The organism is uncultured Salinicola sp. (assembly GCF_937921195.1).
Classification (GTDB): domain Bacteria; phylum Pseudomonadota; class Gammaproteobacteria; order Pseudomonadales; family Halomonadaceae; genus Salinicola.
Genome location: NZ_CALFQK010000019.1, coordinates 1 through 4,879 on the forward strand (window position 1 = coordinate 1; position 4,879 = coordinate 4,879).

At 69.1% G+C, this 4,879-nt stretch carries 4 protein-coding genes; all 4 read right to left on the reverse strand.

The genetic code is table 11. The features are described 5' to 3' along the window. Nucleotides 1-1,602 (reverse strand): AMP-binding protein (locus Q0602_RS01360; RefSeq protein WP_298837774.1); only part of this gene is annotated, 1,602 nt, incomplete at its 3' end. A gap of 54 nt (nt 1,603-1,656) precedes the next feature. Further along, a complete protein-coding gene (locus Q0602_RS01365; protein WP_298837777.1) occupies nt 1,657-2,847 on the reverse strand; it encodes an acetyl-CoA C-acyltransferase in 1,191 nt (396 codons plus the stop codon). Between the two features lie 89 nt (nt 2,848-2,936). Then, entirely contained in the window at nt 2,937-3,707 is a 771-nt protein-coding gene (locus Q0602_RS01370) for an SDR family NAD(P)-dependent oxidoreductase (protein ID WP_295035412.1), read from the reverse strand. Between the two features lie 44 nt (nt 3,708-3,751). Then, nucleotides 3,752-4,879, reverse strand: a 1,128-nt coding sequence (locus tag Q0602_RS01375; RefSeq protein WP_298837779.1) for an AMP-binding protein, incomplete at its 5' end; no start/stop codon positions are given.

Consider the following 4,879-nt stretch of genomic DNA (forward strand, 5'->3'; position numbering starts at 1 on the left):
GTAATCGCGGATGGCCTCCTCGTCGAGTTCCACGCCTTCCACCAGCCGCACCCAGACCGCCACCGCTTCGCCGTATTTCGGGTCCGGCACGCCGAAGACCTGGGCATCGGAAATCGCCGGGTGGGTGTAGAGAAACTCCTCGATCTCGCGCGGGTAGAGGTTCTCGCCGCCGCGGATGATCATGTCCTTGATGCGTCCGGTGATGGCGACGAAGCCGTCGTCGTCCATCATCGCCAGGTCGCCGCTGTGCATCCAGCCCTGGCTGTCGATCGCCTGGCGGGTGGCCTCGTCGTTGTCCCAGTAGCCGAGCATCACGCTGTAGCCGCGGGTGCAGAGTTCGCCGCTGGTGCCGCGCGGGACCACCTGGTCGCTGGCCGGGTCGACGATCTTCACCTCCAGGTGCGGGTGAATGGTGCCGACGGTGGCGACGCGCTTGGCCAGCGGGGCGTCAGGCCGGGTCTGCAGGCTCACCGGACTGGTCTCGGTCATGCCGTAGGCGATGGTGACGTCCTGCATGTGCATGCGCTCGATCACCCGCTTCATCACCTCGATGGGGCAGTTGGAGCCGGCCATGATGCCGGTGCGCAGGCTGGAGAGATCGAAGCGCGCGAACTCGGGGTGCTCGAGTTCGGCGATGAACATCGTCGGCACGCCATAGAGCGCCTGGGCGCGCTCCGCCTCCACCGCGCGCAGCGTCGCCTCGGGGTCGAAGCCGTCGTTGGGATAGATCGCGGTGGCGCGGTGCGACAGGCACGCCAGATTGCCCATCACCATGCCGAAGCAGTGATAGAGCGGCACCGGGATCACCACCCGCTCGCCGGGCTGCAGGTTCATCCCGCCACCGACGAAGTAGCCGTTGTTGAGAATGTTGTGATGGGTCAGCGTCACCCCCTTGGGTGCGCCAGTGGTGCCGGAGGTGTACTGGATGTTGATCGGGTCGTCGAACTGCAGTTCGGCCTGCCGCTTCGCCAACCGCTCGGCGGAGACGTCGTCGGCGAGGGCGCGCAGCTCCTCCCAGTGCCACATGCCCGGGGTGGCGAGTTCAGGGTCGAGACACACCACCTGCCTGAGCCGGGGCAAGGCCGCGCACTCCAGCAGCCGATCTTCAGACATCGACGGGGTGCGTAGCTCCGGGGCGAGCTGGCAGAGGATGTCGACGTAGTGTGACTTGATCACGTCGCCGGTCCGATAGGCGCCCTGCAATATCAGGACGGACAGGCCGGACTGGGTGAGCGCGTGTTCGAGCTCGTGGGCGCGATAGCTCGGGTTGAGATTGACCAGGATCGCGCCGACCTTGGCCGTCGCCAGCTGGGTGAGCGCCCACTCCGCACAGTTGAGCGACCAGATGCCGACCCGGTCGCCGCGCTCCACCCCCAGCGCCATCAGGGCGCGGGCGATGCGGTCCGCCTCCGCGCGCAGCTCGGCGTAGGTGTAGCGCAGGTTCTGATGGCAGCTCACCAGCGCCTCGCGGTCGGGGCATTCGCTGGCGGCGGCATCGAGGCAGTCGCCGATGGTCAGGCCCAGCAGCGGCCGGTCGCTGGTGCCGCTGACGTAGCTGGGTTCGTGACTGTGGTTGGCGCTGGCAGGCCCGTTCATCGTCATCTCTCCCCTGGATTGGATGTCGTGCGGCAGGGATGCCGGCACTCGCGTCTTCGGCTACACGAGCCGTTCGATGCCGACCGCCGTGGCTTCGCCACCGCCGATACAGATCGCCGCCACACCCCGGGTCAGGTCGTGATGGGCGAGCGCGTTGAGCAGCGTGACCAGAATCCGCGCGCCGGAGGCGCCGATCGGGTGGCCCAGGGCGCAGGCGCCGCCGTGCACGTTGACCCGCTCGTGGTCGAGATCGAGTTCGCGCATCGCCGCCATCGCCACCACCGCGAAGGCTTCGTTGATCTCGTAGAGGTCGACGCTCTCTCGCGTCCAGCCGAGGCGCTGGTAGAGCTTGCGCACGGCGTGGATCGGCGCCACCGGGAAGTCGCCCGGGCGCATGGCGTGGCTGGCGTGGCCGTGGAGGCGCGCCAGCGGGGTCAGCCCCTGGCGTTCGGCCTCGCGCTGGCGCATCAGTACCAGCGCCGCGGCGCCATCGGAGATCGAGCTGGAGTTGGCAGCGGTGACGCTGCCACCGTCGCGAAAGGCGGGCTTGAGCTGGGGGATGCGCTCGAGATTGGCCTTGTGGGGCTGTTCATCCTGGTCGACCCGGCGGGTGTCGCGGCCGGCGGGGGCGTCGAGGGCGACGATCTCCTTGGCAAAGACGCCGCTCTCGATCGCCTGGCGGGCGCGGGTCAGCGAGGCGATGGCGTAGGCATCCTGGGCCTCGCGGCCGAAGTCGAAGGCCTGGGCGCAATCTTCGGCGTAGGTGCCCATCAGCCGCCCCGGCTCGTAGGCGTCCTCGAGCCCGTCGAGGAACATGTGATCGAGCACCTGGGCATGCCCCATGCGCAGCCCGGCGCGCGCCTTGGGCAGCAGGTAGGGGGCGTTGCTCATGCTCTCCATGCCGCCGGCGATGGCGTGGGCGGCGTGACCCAGCGACAGCGTGTCGAACGCCTGCATCACCGCCTTCATGCCGGAGCCGCACATCTTGTTGACGGTGGTGCAGGGCGTCGACTCGGCCAGGCCCGCGCCGAGTGCCGCCTGCCGCGCCGGCGCCTGGCCCTGCCCGGCGGGGAGCACGCAGCCCATGATCAGCTCGTCGAGGCTGTCTGGCGTTAGCCGGGCCTGTTCGAGGGCGCCGCGGATCGCCGCCGCACCCAGCTGCGGGCAGGCAAGCCCGCCCAGGGCGCCCTGGAAGGCGCCCATCGGCGTGCGCTTGGCGCCGACGATGACGATCGGGTCTGGGGTGTTCATGTTCAGCTCTCCCATACTGGTGAGGGATCGATCAGTCGCTGCTGTCTTACTCCATCCTAATAAGCGGCTGAGCGATGCTCAGTCGCTTTTCACCGCGCACTCATACGGATGGCGCCATCGAGACGTATCACCTCGCCGTTGAGATAGCGGTTCTCCAGGATCTGGCAGGCCAGCGCGGCGTACTCCTCGGCGTGGCCCATGCGCGGCGGGAACGGCACCTTGGCATTGAGGCTCTCGCGCACCTCCTCAGGCATGCCCTGCATCATGGCGGTGTCGAAGATGCCGGGGGCGATCGCCATCACCCGGATGCCCGAGCTGGCCAGCTCGCGGGCGGCGGGCAGAGTAAGCCCGACCACGCCGGCCTTGGAGGCGGCGTAGGCGGCCTGGCCGATCTGGCCCTCGAAGGCGGCCACCGAGGCGGTGTTGATCACCACCCCGCGCTCGCCGTCGTCCTCCGTCGCCGGGTTCTCCTGCATCGCCGCCACCGCCAGGCGCAGCATGTTGAAGGTGCCGATCAGGTTGATGTCGACCACCCGGCGGAAGCTGTCGAGACCGTGCACGCCGCGCTTGCCGTGGATCTTCTCCGCCGGCGCCACCCCGGCGCAGTTGATCAGCCCATGGAGGGCGCCGAAGCGCTCGCGGGTGGCGGCGATGACATGCTCGCCGTCGGCTTCCCGGGTGACGTCGGCGGCCACTGCCAGGGCGTTCGCCCCCAGCGACTCGGCGTGGGCTTGCGCCGCCGTCTCGTCGTGGTCGGCCAGGGTGACGTTGGCCCCGGCCGCCACCAGCCGCTGGGCGGTGGCGGCGCCCAGCCCGGAGCCGCCGCCGGTGACGATGAAGGTGTGGTCGGCCAGTTGCATTTGAAAACTCCTTGGAATGACGGCCTGGACGCCGGCGTGTGAGCTCAATGGGTGCCGGGCGGCTGGCGCAGTTCGGGAAAGTCGCTCTCGCGGTACTCGTCCTGGGCGCCATCCGGGTCAGCGGCGGCGGTCGCTGCATGGGCGCGCAGCTCGACCCGGCGGATCTTGCCGGAGATGGTCTTGGGCAGTTCGAAGAATTCGAGCCGGCGAATGCGCTGGTAGGGCGCCAGCCGGGCGGCGGCGAAGCGCAGGATCGAGAGCGCGGTGTCGCGGTCGGGTTCGAAGCCCTGGCGCAGGGTCAGATACGCCTTGGGCACGTTGAGGCGCAGCTCGTCGGGGGCCGGTACCACGGCGGCCTCAGCGACTGCTTCATGCTCGATCAGCAGCGACTCCAGCTCGAACGGGCTGACGCGGTAGTCGGAACTCTTGAACACGTCGTCGGCGCGGCCGATGTACCAGTAGTAGCCGTCGGCGTCGCGGCGGGCGACATCGCCGGTGCGGTAGTAGCCCTCGTCGAGCACCTGGCGCATGCGCGCGGCATCGTCGCGGTACTCCTGCATCAGGCCCACCGGGCGCTCGTCGAGACGAATCGCGATCTCGCCCTCGTCGCGCTCCTGGCCGTCGGCGTCGAGCAGCGCGATGCGATATCCGGGCAGTGGCCGCCCCATCGAGCCGGCACGCATCGGCTGCCCCGGCGGGTTGCCGATCTGGGCGGTGGTCTCGGTCTGGCCGTAGCCGTCGCGAATCTCCAGGTTCCAGGCCCGCCGCACGCGGTCGATCACTTCCGGGTTGAGCGGCTCGCCGGCACCGACCAGGGCGCGCAGTTGGGTCCGGTAGCTGGCCAGATCCTCCTGGATCAGATGGCGCCACACCGTCGGCGGGGCACACAGGGTGGTGACACCGTAGCGTGCGATGGCGTCCAGGGTCGCCGCGGCAGAGAAACGCGCGGCGCGATAGACGAAGATGGTGCAGCCGGCGTTCCAGGGCGCGAAGACGTTGGACCAGGCGTGCTTGGCCCAGCCCGGCGAGCTGATGTTGTAGTGGATGTCGTCCGGCTGCAGGCCGATCCAGTAGAGCGTCGACAGTGATCCCACCGGATAGCTCTGATGGGTGTGTACCACCAGCTTGGGCCGCGAGGTGGTGCCGGAGGTGAAGTAGAGCAGCAGCGGCTC